Annotated in this window: 13 protein-coding genes and 2 pseudogenes; 5 read left to right on the forward strand and 10 right to left on the reverse strand. The window is 68.7% G+C overall.

Annotated elements, in window-relative coordinates:
* The first annotated feature begins 233 nt into the window (after positions 1-233).
* Positions 234-818: a CBS domain-containing protein gene (locus ETD83_RS31660; protein ID WP_268920517.1), complete on the forward strand. Its 585-nt coding sequence runs from the start codon at positions 234-236 to the stop codon at positions 816-818.
* A gap of 786 nt (positions 819-1604) precedes the next feature.
* On the opposite strand, the gene ETD83_RS31665 is transcribed toward ETD83_RS31660, so the two are convergent.
* Positions 1605-2450, reverse strand: a complete 846-nt coding sequence (locus ETD83_RS31665) for a toll/interleukin-1 receptor domain-containing protein (protein WP_205717995.1) — start codon at positions 2448-2450, stop codon at positions 1605-1607.
* Between ETD83_RS31665 and ETD83_RS31670 the strand changes: the two genes are divergently transcribed.
* Positions 2440-2871 carry an acetyl-CoA hydrolase/transferase C-terminal domain-containing protein gene (locus ETD83_RS31670; protein WP_230421323.1) on the forward strand — a complete coding sequence of 144 codons (432 nt, stop codon included), beginning with the start codon at positions 2440-2442 and terminating at the stop codon, positions 2869-2871. The genes ETD83_RS31665 and ETD83_RS31670 overlap by 11 nt on opposite strands.
* A gap of 756 nt (positions 2872-3627) precedes the next feature.
* On the opposite strand, the pseudogene ETD83_RS46325 reads toward ETD83_RS31670, so the two are convergent.
* Together ETD83_RS46325 and ETD83_RS31685 are read right to left on the reverse strand one after the other, a co-directional pair.
* A pseudogene (locus tag ETD83_RS46325) lies at positions 3628-3796 on the reverse strand (IS982 family transposase); the annotation flags it as partial.
* Between the two features lie 179 nt (positions 3797-3975).
* Positions 3976-5670 (reverse strand): carboxypeptidase regulatory-like domain-containing protein, encoded by a 1695-nt coding sequence (locus ETD83_RS31685; RefSeq protein WP_138648882.1) that lies wholly within the window; start codon positions 5668-5670, stop codon positions 3976-3978.
* Positions 5671-5961: 291 nt separating this feature from the next.
* Between ETD83_RS31685 and ETD83_RS45545 the strand changes: the two genes are divergently transcribed.
* A complete protein-coding gene (locus ETD83_RS45545; protein ID WP_268920518.1) occupies positions 5962-6096 on the forward strand; it encodes a hypothetical protein in 135 nt (44 codons plus the stop codon).
* Positions 6097-6102: 6 nt separating this feature from the next.
* Entirely contained in the window at positions 6103-6789 is a 687-nt protein-coding gene (locus tag ETD83_RS31690) for a hypothetical protein (RefSeq protein WP_138648883.1), read from the forward strand.
* A 279-nt stretch (positions 6790-7068) separates the two neighbouring features.
* Here the strand turns inward: ETD83_RS31690 and ETD83_RS31695 are convergent, their stop codons facing one another.
* Positions 7069-7422 carry an STAS domain-containing protein gene (locus tag ETD83_RS31695; RefSeq protein WP_138648884.1) on the reverse strand — a complete coding sequence of 118 codons (354 nt, stop codon included), beginning with the start codon at positions 7420-7422 and terminating at the stop codon, positions 7069-7071.
* A 128-nt stretch (positions 7423-7550) separates the two neighbouring features.
* Entirely contained in the window at positions 7551-8009 is a 459-nt protein-coding gene (locus ETD83_RS31700) for a DUF5994 family protein (RefSeq protein WP_138648885.1), read from the reverse strand.
* A 22-nt stretch (positions 8010-8031) separates the two neighbouring features.
* Between ETD83_RS31700 and ETD83_RS42940 the strand changes: the two genes are divergently transcribed.
* The gene (locus tag ETD83_RS42940; RefSeq protein WP_171064543.1) at positions 8032-8181 is read left to right on the forward strand and encodes a hypothetical protein; all 150 of its coding nucleotides are present in this window, start codon (positions 8032-8034) and stop codon (positions 8179-8181) included.
* 12 nt (positions 8182-8193) lie between these two features.
* Here the strand turns inward: ETD83_RS42940 and ETD83_RS31705 are convergent, their stop codons facing one another.
* From ETD83_RS31705 to ETD83_RS31720, 5 genes and pseudogenes are all read right to left on the reverse strand, one after another.
* Positions 8194-9645 (reverse strand): AlbA family DNA-binding domain-containing protein, encoded by a 1452-nt coding sequence (locus ETD83_RS31705; RefSeq protein ID WP_138648886.1) that lies wholly within the window; start codon positions 9643-9645, stop codon positions 8194-8196.
* A 351-nt stretch (positions 9646-9996) separates the two neighbouring features.
* Entirely contained in the window at positions 9997-10551 is a 555-nt protein-coding gene (locus ETD83_RS31710) for a site-specific integrase (RefSeq protein WP_230421324.1), read from the reverse strand.
* 51 nt (positions 10552-10602) lie between these two features.
* Positions 10603-10902 (reverse strand): annotated as a pseudogene (locus ETD83_RS46150) (Arm DNA-binding domain-containing protein); the annotation flags it as partial.
* Positions 10836-11141, reverse strand: a complete 306-nt coding sequence (locus ETD83_RS42945; RefSeq protein WP_171064545.1) for a hypothetical protein — start codon at positions 11139-11141, stop codon at positions 10836-10838. The pseudogene ETD83_RS46150 and the gene ETD83_RS42945, both read right to left, overlap by 67 nt.
* 332 nt (positions 11142-11473) lie before the next feature.
* Entirely contained in the window at positions 11474-13336 is a 1863-nt protein-coding gene (locus ETD83_RS31720) for a CocE/NonD family hydrolase (RefSeq protein ID WP_138648888.1), read from the reverse strand.
* Positions 13337-13957: the final 621 nt, after the last annotated feature.

The following is a 13957-nucleotide window of genomic DNA, read 5'->3' on the forward strand; positions in this document are numbered from 1 at the left end:
CCCCCGCCCACGCAGCCCCGCCCTGTCGTGCGCGGCCTCCCTCGCGGGCCGCGTCGCGCGCGCGGGCGACCGGGAGCCGCCGCCCCGGGACCTGTGGCGGGTCCTGCACAGGCCCTTGGTCCCTATCGAGGACGGTCCGCGGCGTCCCATCCTGAGCAAGGGCACCGGGTAGGCCCGGTCGGCCGGGGAACGAACTCCGGAAGAAGGGGAACGCCATGTTGGTTGGTGAGGCGATGACATCGCCTGTGGTGACGATCCCTCCGTCGGCCACGGTTCGACAGGCCATCAGAGTGCTGCACGAGCACGACGTCACCGCGTTGCCCGTCGTCGACCCCAGCGGCCAGCTGATCGGAATCGTCAGTGAGATGGACCTGCTCCGCGGCGAGTTCGAGTCGGACCCTCGTGCCTTCGCCCGGCCGCGGAACGCACCGTCCGCGCCTGTGGCGCGCACCGTCGAGAAGGTCATGACCCGCGGCGTTCGCACCGCGCGTCCCACCACCGACGTCGCCGAACTCGCGGAGATGATGGTGCGTACCCGGATCAAGAGCGTCCCCGTCGTGCAGGGCTCCCACGTCATCGGCGTCATCAGCCGCCGCGACCTCATCGCGATGCTCGCCAGGGGCGACGCCCGGATCCGCGACGATGTCCTGGCCTCCCTGGCCACGTACGCCCCACAGGCGCGACCGTGGCAGGTCGCCGTGAAAGACGGCGTGGTCGAACTGCGCGGCCGGGACGACGCGAACACCGAGCGGATCGTCGAAGTACTGGCCCGCACCGTCCCGGGCGTCACCCGTGTCCTGGTCCAGCCTTCCGCGTAACCCGTCGCTTAGCGCCACCACCGCCACCGCACTCGACTATTCCGGCGGACGGCTCGGGACCTTCGGCCCCTCCCGCCGGGGACGTCGGTCCATTGTGGCGGAGGTCACCGTGGGAAACGCTGACCGATAACGGCATTCCGGCGGCCGGACCGTTCATGTCGCGTCGGCGCAGCCGCCCATATGCCCTGCGCGCATTATCGGAAAGGTAGAAGGGACGCGGCCATGAAGCCGTCGAAAACGTGGTCAAGTGTGGATCGTTGGCGCCGTCGCTGCGGTTTCGACGACATCGACCTGCGCCGCCCGGCGGATCGAGTCCAATGGCTTTCCGGCCTGCTCCTGCTCGTGGTCTTTCTGGTCGTCACCCGGCCCTCTGCGCCCGTGTCGTCGATCAGGTCAACGATTCAGGGTCGCGGGCCGAACGGTACGAGGCCGCCACGCGTCACCGTGTCGATGCCACGGTGGTAAATGTCAGGAGGCTGCGCAGCGGGCGCGAGGTCACCGTGGTCTGCGGCGACCGCCACGGCGACCGGACTGCCGTTGCTCGGCCTGTACGTGCTGCTGCGCCACCGTTTCGACCAGCGCCGTTACCATGTCTGGGACGAGGCCTGGGCTGGCTTCGACCGCCTCCGCCACCGCCCGGCCTGAGGCCAGCCGCCTCGGCGGCCGCCCGGTCCGCGGCGCGGTCGGCGCCGCGGACCCGTCCGTTCCCACGACGATCGGTGCGGCGATGGCGCCACTCCGACGATCAGGCATGTGCCACGGCCACCTCGACTCCTGAAAGCGGGTCTACGGGGGCAGGGGGGACGAAAGTCCACCAGAAGGCAGGACGTCCAGCGCCCCGACGCCGATGCCGACCTCCGCGGCGACGGCGGCCGCGGTGGCGCCGTTGTCCCCGGTGACGATGTGGACGCGCAGGCCCGCGTCGTGACAGCGCCGCACCGCCCCGGCGACCTGCGGGCGCGGCGGATCGTACAGGCCGGCGAGCCCGAGCAGCCGCAACCCGGCCTCGGCGTCCTCGCGGCGGGCCGGAGCGCCGGCGCCGGGCGGCAGGTCCCGCACGGCGACCGCCAGCACCCGCAGCCCGCGCTGGGCAAGATCGGCGACCACCGCCATGACCGCGTCACGATCGGCACCGGACGTCCGGGCCAGGACGGCTTCCGGCGCGCCCTTGACGTACACGCGAAAGCGCCCATCATGCTGGGCGACCGTGGACATCATCCGTAGCCGCGCGTCGAAACGGAACAGCGCGCGGCGGCGTTCGTCGCGGGCCGCCAGCCGCGCGGGCAGGTCCGGTCCGCTTCCCTCGGCGAGCGCGATCTCCGTCGGGTCGCCCTGCAGCATCGCGACTCGGATGGCCGACCACTCATCTCTCGTCGCGTGGCGCGCATCGAAGTACTGAGCCGACCACAACGCGATCATCAGAACTCCTGAACGCTCCACCGCATCCCGCATGCGTTCCACGAAGTCATCACCTGCGCGCCAGTGCCAGGCATCGAGTTCGACCGCATAGCCCTCGACCTGCAATTGCCAGGCGACCCACTCTGCCCATGCTGTGTCAGGGCCGGCATGCGACACGAAGATCCGGACATCAATTGCATTGTCACCCTGGACAACCATGTGGATGCTGCGCACCGAAAAGACCAACGACCCCAACCTCATCGCCCGACGCCCCCGCCTGATCTCAGTGAACTCCGCCCTGCAGGTCGACCTCTACGCCCAGGCCAACGCAGGCCGCGTCCGCGGGGTCATCTACCCAGGCTTCGGCGGCCAGCCCGACTTTGTCGTCGGCGCCCTGCACTCCCCCGGCGGCCACGCCATCATCGCCCTGCCGTCCTGGCATCCCCGCGCCGACGTTTCCAGCGTCATCCCCCGCCTGGCAGGCCCGGTCACCTCGTTCCAGCACAGCTACATCGTCAGCGAGCAGGGCACCGCGACCATCTGGGACACGACGCCGCGTCCCCGGCACAACAGATCATCGACGAGGTGGCCCACCCATTCCGCCCGCGACGAACTACGACGCGAAGGCCACCAGCTCGGCTTCCCCCTCCACTGACCAAGACCAACCACCACGCCACGCCGCCGGTTCTTCGGCGTCGCCGACCGCGGCCTGGAACACGCCCCGCTGACCAGCTGCCTGGACACCGAAACCGCGCCGGACGCCATGGCCCCTTTGCAGGCACCGACCCGGGCCGCCTCACCCCTAAGCCGTCAAGGTCCGGGAGGCGTCCCGGAACGGTTCACCCCGTTTCTGGCTTTCACCCCGGCCGTCCGGGGCCCAGACCCTCAACGAACCCAACCTCGGCGTACCGGCATCGAGCTGGCAAATGACCGGAGTTCCCCGGATCGCCGCCACGACCATTGGGCGTCATTTCCCTTACAAAAGCTGTTCTGGTCGAGAGCCTCGACAGAGGCTGAAGCCCCCAGCGCCGTCAACCGGGCTCACACTCATGCCGCCGAGCGGGTATGCTGACGTGCAGTTTGTTTCAACCTATTAAGTGCATGTATCGGGATGGACCACCCGGTCACCGTTCGTTACCGATCGGCGCGACCCCGACGTCACCGCTCACCTGAGACCCGAGCGCGTAGCGGCGTGGCTGATCGGAAGCCATGAGATCAACGAACTGGCCGTCCGCCCCGACGCCCAGGGCACCGGGGCGGGAACGGCGCTGCTGGACGCGGCCAACGGGTACGCCGTCAAGAGGGGGAGCTGGCTGCTCACCTCCCCCTCTCTCCTTACACCGTGCCCTTCTCCCGAAGGCGCGGCTGGCACCAGGCGACCATGGCCACCGCCGTGCCTTCCACGGCAGCACAGCAACACCTGTGCGGTGGCCACACAGATCAGCTCGGCATCGGTCAACAACTGGGTCGGCCACGCCCGCGCTTGCGCGAGGCTGCGGCGAAAGCGAGAGCAAAGGCAGCACATGGTCGTCCAGATGCACGTAGAGTGCGATCAGAAGGGCGTCAGGGTCAGTCTTCACACACCGATCTTCGACGCCCTTCCTGCTGCCCATGACCGGTTCAGCAATACCCCCATCAACGATCTAGGGGGTGAAATTCAGCCTGGCTACGTTCAGGCCGCCCGGATTGGTATCGTCGCGGACGATGAAGTCGAGCGTGTTCACGCCGACGACGAAGTCGGCTACGAGGGTGAAGAACTTCATGGTCTGGAAGTTCCCGGGCCTCCACCGATGAGAGAGAACACTCCGGTTCCCGCCGGAGGCTTTCCGTTGAGGAATATCCGCCCATTGTTGTCGCAGCCCCACCCTCCGCTGATGCGTGTGCCGGTGGTCTTCGCCGCCACGCTGAACTCCAGCCGGAACGTGTAGTCACCGCCGACCGCGCCTGACCCGTCGTTGTTCACCCAGATCCAGGCCGAGTCAGTGGACGCGAAGTACATGCCGAAGGGGTGTTGATTCTGGACCACGAACGCGGGCTGGGCGGAGGAGATGCCAGGTCCGGCGACGACTTGCCAATGAGGATCCATCGCCCCGCCGCTCAGGACGGCTCCAGTGGCATCAACGCCTGTGTTGAAGACCGCTGCCCGGGCCGGCGCCTCCCTTACCAGACGGAAATCTTGGATCACGGTCTGGCCGGATGGGACGACGACCGTCGCATCGGCCTGCGCGTATCCGTCCAGGGTCGCGCGAACAAGGGGACTGCCGGCCCGGACACCCGTCAGCTGATATCGGCCGGCGGCCGGCGGCGGCCCCGAGGTCGCCGGTAGCGGCAACGGGGCGACGCCCGTCACCATCCTCACTCGCGCACCGGGCAGGCCTTGGCCGCTCTGGTCGTCCAGAACATGGCCGGTTATCGACGCCGTCCCCACTTCGAGGTGCACGTACGGGGGATTGTTGGCTCCTACGCTGAGGCTGACGTCTTCGGCGCCGGGGTAGGCCAGTTTGTAGTCTCCTTGCCGCACGCATCTGAAGACGAACTCTCCCGAATTCGGGTCCGGCACGAACTCCTCTGGCGATCCGCTTCCGGCCGGGCCAGTGAGTGTCACGCTGTAGTCGGACAGCGGAAGCCCGGACTCGTCCGTCACGTCCCCCCTGATCTCCCGGCAGGTGAGCGCGATCTGCGCGGAAACGCTCCCGCTGGCCGGGACGGTGAGTGTTTCCGACATCGACAGATGACGGTCCTCGGTCACGACCACGGTCAGCGCCCCAGCCGGTACGCACGCTGGCGTGGAGGCTCCGGCGTTTGCCAGGAAGAAGTTTCCCGACGCGTCCGCGGTTCCCGAATACCCGCCGTCGGCTGTGATGCGAGCGCCTGGAAGCGCGTTGCGCGTGATGTCGTCAATGATCTGTCCCGTTACGGCGGCGCAGTCGAACGGGCCGTGTTCGATGATGAAGGTCGTGTCGTCCTGGAACGGCGCTGCTCCATCCGCCAGCACAATGGCGTCATTGTCGATGCGGAGGTACCAGACGTTCCTGTCTATGACGCGGAACGACAGCTCGCCATGCGGGTTCATTTCAACGGTGAACAGATTCCTCCACAACCAGTGGGTGGAGGTGGGCGGATAGATGCCCCAGCTTTCGCACCACACGTCCGTCTCCGGACCGCCGAACACCACTTTCTGTACGCCGTTCGGTAAGAGCTCGAAGTGGGAGATTATGAGGAACAGCTTTCCCGTGGGCTCCCAGCTCTGATCACAGACGGCCAACGCAATCTGGCCGCCGTCACCCAGAGGGAGAGCGGAGCCCTCCACCGGCACGAACGTCTCCAGATGAGAAGGCTCGCCGCCAACGACATGCAGAGCGCCGCCCGCCTCCCGCGCGCCGCCCTCCGCGCCTTCCCATCCGCCGCTGAGATAACGGCCGTCACGTGTACGAAATCGCAGCAACTCAGCCATGCCAAGCTCCCGTCCCACGGTTCAGATCAAGATCGCCGGCCACGCGGATTTCTGGCCGTTCAAAAGCAATCTGCGTGAAGAACGACGTGTCCTTCAGTACAGCACCGCGGCAACCTCTCGGCCAGCGCACCGCCCGCCCGAACTCGGCGCGCATCGCCCGACCGCCCCGCCGTACCCAGCCTCCTACACGCCGAGCTGGAGGAGCTCTGCGAGCATCGTGGGCGCGAGGTGGTGCGGCAACTGCTCCAGGATCACCTGGACCTGCGGGCGCTGCGAGAACAGGCTCACCTGGTGGCCAACCATCCGGCCGGGCGATTGGAGAAGGGACATCACCGGCTGCTGGCCACGGTGGTGGGAACGGTGACCGTGACCCGCTGCGCGATCCGCGCCCCGGGCATGCGCAACCGCTATCTGGCCGACGAATAGTTATCGTTGCCGGCCGGGCAGCACTCACACGGGCTGGCCAAACTCGCCGTCGCAGAGGCGGTGCGCGGGTCGTTCGACGACGCGCACGCCGCGATCACCGCCCGCTGCGGGAAGGTGATCGGCAAACGGCAGATCGAGGACCTGGTGGTCGCCGTTGCGACCGACATCGACAACCTCTACGCCGCCCGCACCCCCGAGCCGCGCACCGCTGAGGAACTGCTGGTCATCTCGACCGACGGCAAGGGCATCGTCATGCGGCCCGAGGCGCTGCGCCCAGCCACCCGCAGAGCCGCCGCCCGCCGCCGCGGCCTGTTTCGCACGCGGCTAGCTTCTGGGGAGAAGCTGTATCGCGAGCGGATAGCGACCCTGGGGGTGGTCCACGACGTCGTCCCCGCGCTGCGCCGCCCGCACGATGTGATCAGCCCGACCACACGCGGCGGGCAGCGGCCGGTGCGGGCCGGACCGCCGCCACCGGCAAATGGATCTATAGGATCAGTGATCGACCTGGCCCAGCAGGTGATCAGCACGGCGTTCGACCAGGCCCAGACCCGCGACGCCGCGTACGCACGAACCTGGGTGGTGCTGGTCGACGGCGACCTGCACCAGATCCACCTGCTGAAGGCCGAGGCCGCCCGCCGCAAGGTGACCATCCACATCGGCTGCGACCTGATCCACGTCCTGGAGTACTGCTGACGCGCCGCCCGCTGCCTGCACGCTCCCGACGACCCCGCCGCCGAACAACAGGTGGCCGCCTGGACACTCGGGCTGCTCGCCGGGAACATCGATCAGGTCATCGGCGACATGACCACCCGAGCCGCCGCGCTGCCCGCCGGTCAGCGCTCTGGGCTCCAGACCACCGCTCGCTACCTGACCGGCCACCGCGAGTTCCTGCACTCCAATCACGCTCTGGAACACGGATGGCCAGTCGCCCGGAATGCGTCGAATCAGGCTGTAGCCAGCGCGCGTCGCCGGTTATACAGCGATTTCGGCGTGGATGTCCCGGGTGGGGTGGACGGTGAGGGTGCGGTCGAGCGCGGTGAGGCGGAGCTGCGCGGCGACCTGGGGGCCTGGGGCGGCGAGGCGTACGGTGATGCCGAGCCCTGCGGCGCGGCGCTGGATGCCGACCAATACAGCCAGTCCAGCCGCGTCGGCGGACGCCACCTCTCTCAGATCGAGGATCAGCAGCCGGCCGCTGTGCCGCAACGCGCCGATCAGGTGCTCGCGCAGCGCTGGAGCGGCGGCGCCGTCCAGGGCACCCGACAACGCGACGATGGTGTGGCCGGGACGCCGGTGGGGGCATCCGCACTTCGTCGGGGGCCCGGACAAGGCCCGTGGTGGCGGACGCGATGGCGGGTGCGGTGGCGGTGAGTGTGGTCATGGTGATCTCCGATCACCGGTGGGCGGGCGCGCCGTCCCGGACGGCCGGATGACGGCCGGCCGGGCGGCGGAGCGGATCAATGTGCCGCGAGGCGTTCCTGTAGTCGTCCGCCCACGGACTCCCAGTCGCTCTCGGAGACCGTCGGGGTGCCGGCCTGGTCCATCCGGCCGGGTGGCGGGGTGAGGGCGGCCAGCAGGTCGGGCGTGTGCAGGAGGTTGTGCGGGTGGGACGCCAGCTCCATCGACGCCTCGGCCCCGGCCTGGGGGGTGGAGACCGGGACGGTGAGCAGGTCCACGCGCCGGCCGTCGGCGTGGATCGCGGTGAGCAGCCCGGAGGGCAGGGAGTCGAACCAGCTCAGCCGCACCACCCGGGTGTCGGCCGGGCCGTCGATGCGCAGCCGCCGGGGACGGCTGTCCCAGCCGTCCACCCGGAGCATGACGTGGGTGATGGGACGCTGGTCGTCGATCGGGCCGTGGTCCTGCAAGGCCAGGATCAAGCCCGGCAGTTGTGCGACCGAGTCGGCCGAGCGGGCCACCAGGCACCGTCCAGCACGGGCCGTGCCGAGCCGGGAAGGGCCGCGGGACGCAGCCGCAGCCGCAGCCGGGGAGTCGAGGGGCGTCTTCCGGTTCGGGCACGGACTGACGGCGTTCGACCTGCAAGCCGGCGACTACGCCGAACGCTTGGCGGAGGCGTTCGGCGCGCCGTAGCGGGACGTCCGGTCAGGTTCCTGCACCGAATGTGTTCGCCCAAGCGGCAATTGTGGGTTTCATGCGCGGGCCCCAATGGTGGAAATTGATGGTGCCGTTGATGTCCAGGAGGGGAACCTCTGGAAGCCCGAAGGCGTGGCATGCCTCGTTAGAGACCATGGCGGCGGCCGAGATCAACCCTGGCCCGTCGACTGCGAGGTCGTCGACGTGAGCGAAGGCGTTGCCGACGGCGCGGGTAGTGGAGCGCAGGTTCGCGTACTCGCCGTGGTTGCTTTCGGAGATGAGTTTGATCTCGTACGGGTCGCCCCGGTGAGGCAAGACCGTTTCGGCGCCACCGAGCTCGTTGATCCCTCCGAGGATGCTGCAACGGATTGCGGCCACACCAGTAGCGCCGGTGCGATCCCGGGCATGGCGTCCAAGGCACCTGAGACCCGAGAGAACGTAGAACATAGCGTCCTGTGCGAACAGCTCGACCGTGTCGTCGCTCTTAGGTGGGAGCAGCGTGACGAGGAATGTGCCGGAGCCGTCTTCGTGGAATTCGGCGTACAGACCGATGATGGGGGCGCCGAAGCTGGCTAGGAGGCGGCCCGGCGCGACCTGTACGTTCTCGAAGGTGACGTCTCGGCCGACCAAGACAGATGTGGTTCCGATGGACCGCTGGAACTCCATCAGCGACGCGCGGTTGATGACGAGCCGCCCGGCGACCTCCGGAGCCACAGTGACGGCCAGGACGGGGCGGGCCGGCTCTCGGTTCTCCTCGAAGTAAGGGATGTGAGGCACGCGAGGGGCCAAGGGTGAACTCGGCTGTGAGGCGGAGCCGTCATCGCCACCGTCCCACTGGTCACGCTCTTCGTAGGCGAGCAGGCACTCGAGCTCCACTTCGCTGACCCGGTCCTGCACCGACCGGCCGTGGGTGAATCTGTCGCGGTACCGGGTCGCGATCTCGGGTTCCTGCATCCAGCGCGTTGCGGCCCCGTTGCGTATGGGGTACCGCAGCCAGCCATCCCGGTGATGGACCTTTTCGCGCGTGTCCAAGACGGTATGCGGGGCGAGCGCGCTGCGCTCGACGAGGACCAGCAGGACGCCGCGGCCGGGATCGTCAGGATCGTTGACGGGCACGATGTCGACGGCAAGCGGGTGCGGTGCCGTATTGGTAAGTACCGCGTAAAGCCGTTGCCGTTCACCATCGGTGACGTCGACCTTGGTGATCGCCTCGGGAATCGCCTGGTCGCCGTCCTCCCGGACTCCGACGATCAGGGCACCGCCGCGGTCGTTAGCCATCGCGACAACGTCTTTGCAGAACTCCGCCTTCTGCTCGGGGTTCTTGGCGTGGACGAGCTCCTTGTAATCCAGGTCGGCCGCCTCGGCTGCTTCCTCTCTCCCCACGAGCCCCTGCACGTCGGCGAAGGTCACCTGATCGAGTCGTTTCCCGAAGAGCGCCTCAAGGCGCGGTGAGCGGAGCATGCGAGAACTCTATGAAGTGGGTCGCCCTGCTGTGGGCCGGTTCGGTTGGGTCCGCCAGGCCGCCGTTCCTGCTGCGGCGCCTGGTCAGGCGGCTGTGTGAGGGAGCCGCCGGGTCAGGACAACGCCCGCCGCGCCTGCACGAGGAGGGTTCCCTGGTGTGTGCCCTGCAGAGGGTTCGAACCTACGCAGCACCGGATCGTGTTCGCTCGATGTTTGCTCGAATGTCGCGGAACGCTTGGGTAGCCAGCGGTACGAAGCGACAGCGCTGGCCGCTGGTGGCTATACAGAACAGGACAGACTGACGGGCTTTAGCACCTGGAATAACGCGTCGACAGGGCTGATAGCCGACTTCTAATCCGACGGTCGCGGGTTCGAATCCTGCCGGGCGCGCCGCCCCTGACCAGCCCAAACACCACACCCTCGCCGCAGCCCTCGTAGCGCGATCAGGTGGAACGCCGCATACAGCCGGTGCTCACGGAGCGCGTGCAGGAACGCGGCGGTCTGCGCGGCCGTCCACACCGCCACCGGCGGCCGCTCCCCCGTCCGCCGCCAGTGCTCCACCCGTGCCGCGGTCCACACCACCGCCCGCGGACACCGCGCCACCGGCAACTCCACCCGAGACGCCGGATTATCACCGATCAGCCCGTGGCGGACCGCGGCGTCTAACGCGGTGCGCAGCGTCGCCCGGATCCGGTTCAGCGTCGCCGCCGACAACGGCGCACCCCGCGCATCGTGCTGACGGCTTATCGCCGCGAACATCGCCTGCACGTGCGCGACCGACAACTCCGCCAGCACGATCCGGCCCAAGTACGGGGCCAGATGGCGGCGGACATGGCAAGCGTAATGGTTGATCGTGGACGCCGCCCTGGCACGAGTGGCCAGCCACTGCGTCAGCCACTCGCCCACCGTGAGCAGGCCGCCGCCGCCCGCTCCGCGCGGGCTACCGAATTGCGCCAGCGCCTCTTCAGCCGCCTTCCGCGTAGCGAAACCACCACGCCGGATCCGCCGCCGACGCCCATCGGACCCGACCGGCAACTCAAGCCGGATGTACCAGTTCCCATGCCGACCGCCAGTCCCCAGCTTCGGACACCACGCGCCCAACGCCTTCCCCGACTGCGGGTCCACACAGCCACACAGCCCCACCGCCGGTACACCCCACCAGACCCCCTGGGAAGCACCATGCCCGCCATCTACACGGCCGATGAGGAGGGCGGCCATCGAACCAAGAAGACACAAACCTGCAGGCCAGGAACACATCGCTTCAACAAACCCGGTGGACTCCAGAACGGAGCAAGGTGGGTCACAGCGTTGTGTTCGCTGGCGTCCCAGTCGGGGAAGCGGACGTAGATCTGCCGCCAGCTGGCCGCCTCCTGTTTGGTCAGGGCCTGTCGCCGGCCCAGCCGGTAGGTTTCGCCGGCTTCGGCCAGGTCGGTTCGCTCCAGCCCGGCCGTAGTGGCCGTCTCGGCGAGGGACGCACCGGCCAGGACGGCGATCACGGCTTGTTCGGTGGGTGACCCGACTAGCTGATCAGCAGGCATCTTTCCCATCCCGAGGTCGGTGCGGAGTCGCCGGCGGCGGTGGTGAGGGCCAGGGCGGCCCCGGCGTTGCCATCGAGGAATCCGCTGCCCCGCGCCGCGTCGGGGCGCGCGTGCTGGCCGAGGCGATCGGCCAGAACGGGGAGGCGGGCGGCGAGTGCGGGGTCTGTGGCGTCATGGGCTGCTCGCCAGGCGGTCTGGTAGAGCCCGGCGTGGCCGTGACAGATGCCGGGGTCGGTGATCTTGGCTTGCTGGGCCGGGTCGTGGAGGCAGCGTAGCCATCGAGAAGTCTCTTAGTGGACGGGCGCCGGAATGATCGGCAGGGTGATCGAGGACGGGTGTTCGGGGTCGTGCAGGACGGTCTGCGACGCGGGCTGCGTGGTCGTGTCGGCGCCGAATTTCCCGCCCGTGTTCGGATTCCGGTCGTACATCGGGAAGTTGCTGCTGGAGATCTCCAGCCGGATGCGGTGGCCCGCCTTGAACATGTTGCTGGTCGGCCACAGCTTGATCGTGTACTTGTAGACCTCCCCGGGGGTGATCAGCTCCGGCTTCTCCAGCGAGACCCGGTACCGGGCGCGCTGGATGCCGTCCCGGACGAGCATCGAGGTGCCGTCCGGCTGGACGTCGGTGAGCTTCGCCGTCCAGTCGGTGTCCTTCGCCGAGGACCTGGCGTACAGCGTGACCGAGATCGGGCCGGTGACCTCGGTGTCCTTGGTGAGCCGCGGGGTGCTGTAGACCAGCACGTCCGGCCGCTGCTCGACGGGCCGCTGGTCCTGCGGGCCGCCGGGCACCGAGCTCTGGAAACGGCCGCCGACGCTCGGTACCGGGTTCGCCGGGTCGTACTGGTACTGGTCGGCCTTCTCGTCCGTCGCGGGCGCGGTGGTATCGAGCGTGCCGCCGCCGTTCGCCGTGTTCGCGTCGCCCTTGCTGTGCAGGTAGTACGTGGTGTTGGCGGTGCCGGGGATCGGCCAGGAGTCAGCCGTGCGCCACTTGTTGGCGCCCATCACGAAGACCTTCACCGGCGGATCCTCGTCCACGCCGTTGTCGATCCCCTTCAGCCAGTGGTCGAACCAGCGGAGGTGCAGATCGCCCACCGCGACGACCGCCTCCGGACCGAAGTCGACGGCGCCCACCCTGCGACCCGAGCCGCCGTGCGTCCACGGCCCGACGAGGAGCTGCGTGCCCTGCCGGGCGACCTCGGACCCGCCCTGGGCGCGCATCCCGGCGAAGTTCTCCACCGTCCCGTTGAGGAAGATGTCGGACCAGCCGCCGAAATTCAGCGACGGCACCTTGACCTGCGGATACTTCGTGCGGATGCTCCAGCGCTTCCAGTAGTCGTCGTCGCTCGGGTGGTCGATCCAGTCGAAGTAGTACGGCGCGATGCGGTCGTCCTCCGGGTACAGCGGCGGGAAGTTGTTCAGCGGCTGGTGCCGGTACCACTTGGCGTGCAGGTCCCGCGACGCCTGGGTCATCTCCGCCCGCAGCTTCGCGCCGTCGGGGAGCTTGCTGATGACGCCCCCGTTGAGGAAGCTCAGCAGCCAGTCCTGGATGAACGCCTGGTACAGCGCACCGCCCTCGTAGGTCCATCCGTCGTAGATGTCGGAGGACGTGAACGCCGGGGCGATCGTGACCAGGTGCGGGGGCGTGAGGGTCGCGGGCAGCCACTGCGTGAGCCCCGGGTAGGAGAACCCGTACATGCCGACCTTGCCGTTGGAGTGCGGCAGCTTGGCGGACCACTCGATGGTGTCGTAGCCGTCCTCGGCCTCGCTCCGGTACGGGTAGAAGGTGCCGTCCGACTTGTACTCGCCGCGGACGTCCTGCACCACGACGAGGTAGCAGGCCTTGGCGTAACGGTCGGGGGGGCCATAGACGAAGCTCAGGGCGCCCTCCTTGTTGTAGGGCAGCCGCATCAGGATGACGGGGAACTCGCCGTCCCCTTTCGGCGTGAACACGTTGCTGCGCAACACCGTCCCGTCGCGCATGGTGGCGGGGACATCCTTCTGGACGGTGAACTCGCACTCCTCCGCCTTCGGCGCCGCCTCGGCCGGTGGCGCGGCGGCGGCGCCGCCCAGTACCACCACGACCGCCGCTCCGAGGGCCAGCCGCCAGCTGCGGCTCCGTCCGTTCGCCCAGGTCGTCCGCCGTCTCGCGCGCATCGCCGTACCCCTTCCTGGCCGGTGGCGGTGGGGTCGCCCCACCCGCCGTCGGGCGGAGCATCGCACGATCACGCCGGACGGTCAGGAGGGCGGTCCAGGGGTGTCGGACGAGCGGTCGTCTGGTGGCGGCGAGCGGTCTGAATTGTGGGGAATTGTCACCGTCCTCGGTGTGCGGGATGCTCTGCCGCCGGCGGATCTGGAGCGCGGCCGCCGCGCTGATGAGCACCAGTGCGGTAACGAAGGTCCAGCCGCCCGGAAGGCGTCGCCGGTGTGCCGGGCGGTGGTGATCTGCCACCGGACCCGGTCGGTCCCCTCGTCCAGGTCGACGTCGGCCCACCGCGGCCCGCACGCTTCGCCCCGCCTTGCGGCGCAGCTTGGGGCGCTTGGTGCGCAGCAGCCGTCCCTCGGAGGTGCGGCAGCCACACGATTTGTAGGTGGTTCCGGCAGGCATCCGGTGTTCACTCGCTTTCTGGTGTGGGCTGCCCCGTGCCGTCAGTGCGGCCGAGCAGGGTGAGCAGTCCGGTGGTGGGGACCAGGTAGCTGCGGCCGACGCGCAGCACCAGGCAGGGGAACCGCCCGGTACGCGCGAGCTCGTAGCTTTTCGTGCGCCCCACCCCGGAG

This window comes from Actinomadura soli, assembly GCF_005889715.1.
Classification (GTDB): Bacteria; Actinomycetota; Actinomycetes; order Streptosporangiales; family Streptosporangiaceae; genus Spirillospora; species Spirillospora soli.

Excerpts from the sequence above, each read along its gene's own strand:
- ETD83_RS31660 (WP_268920517.1), top strand. The coding sequence starts at position 234 with ATGACATCGCCTGTGGTGACGATCCCTCCGTCGGCCACGGTTCGACAG.
- ETD83_RS31670 (WP_230421323.1), top strand. The coding sequence starts at position 2,440 with ATGCTGCGCACCGAAAAGACCAACGACCCCAACCTCATCGCCCGACGC.
- ETD83_RS31685 (WP_138648882.1), bottom strand. The coding sequence starts at position 5,670 with ATGGCTGAGTTGCTGCGATTTCGTACACGTGACGGCCGTTATCTCAGC.
- ETD83_RS31705 (WP_138648886.1), bottom strand. The coding sequence starts at position 9,645 with ATGCTCCGCTCACCGCGCCTTGAGGCGCTCTTCGGGAAACGACTCGAT.
- ETD83_RS31720 (WP_138648888.1), bottom strand. The coding sequence starts at position 13,336 with ATGCGCGCGAGACGGCGGACGACCTGGGCGAACGGACGGAGCCGCAGC.